Consider the following 1749-nt stretch of genomic DNA (forward strand, 5'->3'; position numbering starts at 1 on the left):
TGTTAACACCAAGCGACTTTGTCGTATCTTAATTACCAAGCAATTCTGTCGTAATTGCTAATTACCAAGGGAAACTGTCGGTCTCTTTTTTACATGTTTGTTAGTGTTCTTGTTTTTGAATACTAGAAGGCATGTTGAGGATGATTGTGATGGATTCTAAAGCTCAACTAACCGTTGATATAATTGCCAAAGTGGTTGAAGGCAGAATAACAATTGCCAATGCTGCTAAGTTACTCAGTAAGTCTAGACGTTCAATAGAACGCTATGTGAAGAGATATCAGAAAGTCGGTATTCAGTTTGTTGTGCATGGTAACAGTGGCAAAGCCCCATCCAACAAAACGCCGGTATCAATAAAAAAAGCGGTTCAAAAATTGATTCAGGAAAAATATTACGATTTGAATCTGTTGCACTTGGCTGAACAATTAGCTACGAATGAGAACATTGTTATTAAGCGTGAAACCCTTCGCGGTTGGGCACATGATATTCATCACGTTAAACGAGCCAAACGAAGACGTAGCAATGTTCGAAAACGCAGAGAGCGTATGGCAGCGCCGGGCTTAATGATGCAGATGGATGGTAGTCCCCATCGTTGGTTTGGCGATAAGAAGCATTGTTTGATTGCGATGATTGATGATGCCACCAGTGAAGTACATGCAGAGTTCTTCCCATCTGAAACCACCGCTGGTTGTATGAAAGTCATGCGAGATTGTATCGAAACTAAGGGCGTGTTTAAAACGCTGTACGTGGATAGAGCGGGTATCTTCGGCGGCCCTAAGCGTTGCAACTTCTCACAAATGCAGCGTGCATGTGAAGAATTGGGTATTGAGATTATCTTCGCCAATTCGCCTCAAGGTAAAGGCCGTGTTGAACGTGCCTTTGATACATTTCAAGACCGCCTTGTACCTGAGCTAAGGCTTAACAATATTAAAGATATAGCCAGTGCTAATGCATACCTGAAACATGTATTCATCCCACAATTCTGGCAGTCTAGAATTCAAGTGAAATCAAAGCAAGCGCCTGAATTTACACCATTATCGAAACACACCAACCTTGATGATATCTGCGTCATTAAAGACCATCGTAAGATCCGCAATGACCACACCTTCAGCTACGGTAACAAGTTCTATTTGATTGATTCACCGCTAAAACATTCCATAGCTAATCAGAAAATTGAGATCCGAAACACCAGCAAGAAAGGCTTCACCGCACACTTCGCAGGGCGGCAACTCAAGGTATCTGAAGTAAATGAGCCAAGTAAGCTTGAATCAGAAGACTTAGCAGTACAAAAGAAACTAGAGGTGTTGGCATTAATCGAAAAGCTTGGAAGTATCAGTGCAGCTTCACGACAAAGTGGCGTCTCACGAGACACTATTCACCGACACTTAAGACTGGTTAAGCAAGGCGGTCCTGATGCCTTAAAACGCCAAGAAACTCCCGATATAAGACATAAAAACTGTGTAGATAAAGCCATCGAAGATGCAGTCGTAAAATTCTCCGTTGAGCATCCCCACCTTGGTCAACAGAAAGTGGCCATCAAGCTGACTGAAGCCCTCGGTATTGATATTAGCGCAGGCGGTGTGCGTAGCATGTGGTTAAGAAACAATTTGAATACCACTGCACTGAGAGTTGCAAGGTCGCAAGCGTTGTAAGAATAGGCATAAATCATAGCCAGTTTAACAACTGGCTGATATGCTATTTACGACAAAGTCGCTCGGTAATTAGACCGACACAATCCCTTGGTAATCACAC

1 protein-coding gene is annotated in these 1749 nt (G+C 42.7%); it reads left to right on the forward strand.

The window, feature by feature from the left end:
* Positions 1-140 precede the first annotated feature (140 nt).
* Positions 141-1649, forward strand: coding sequence for an ISNCY family transposase (locus PSI06_RS20845; protein WP_273604792.1), 1509 nt, complete (start codon positions 141-143; stop codon positions 1647-1649).
* The last annotated feature ends 100 nt before the right edge of the window (positions 1650-1749 follow it).

Source organism: Pseudoalteromonas sp. GABNS16E, from assembly GCF_028598715.1.
Lineage (GTDB): Bacteria > Pseudomonadota > Gammaproteobacteria > Enterobacterales > Alteromonadaceae > Pseudoalteromonas > Pseudoalteromonas atlantica.

Bases quoted from the DNA above. Each gene is read 5' to 3' on its own strand.
- PSI06_RS20845 (WP_273604792.1), top strand. From the start codon at position 141: ATGATTGTGATGGATTCTAAAGCTCAACTAACCGTTGATATAATTGCC.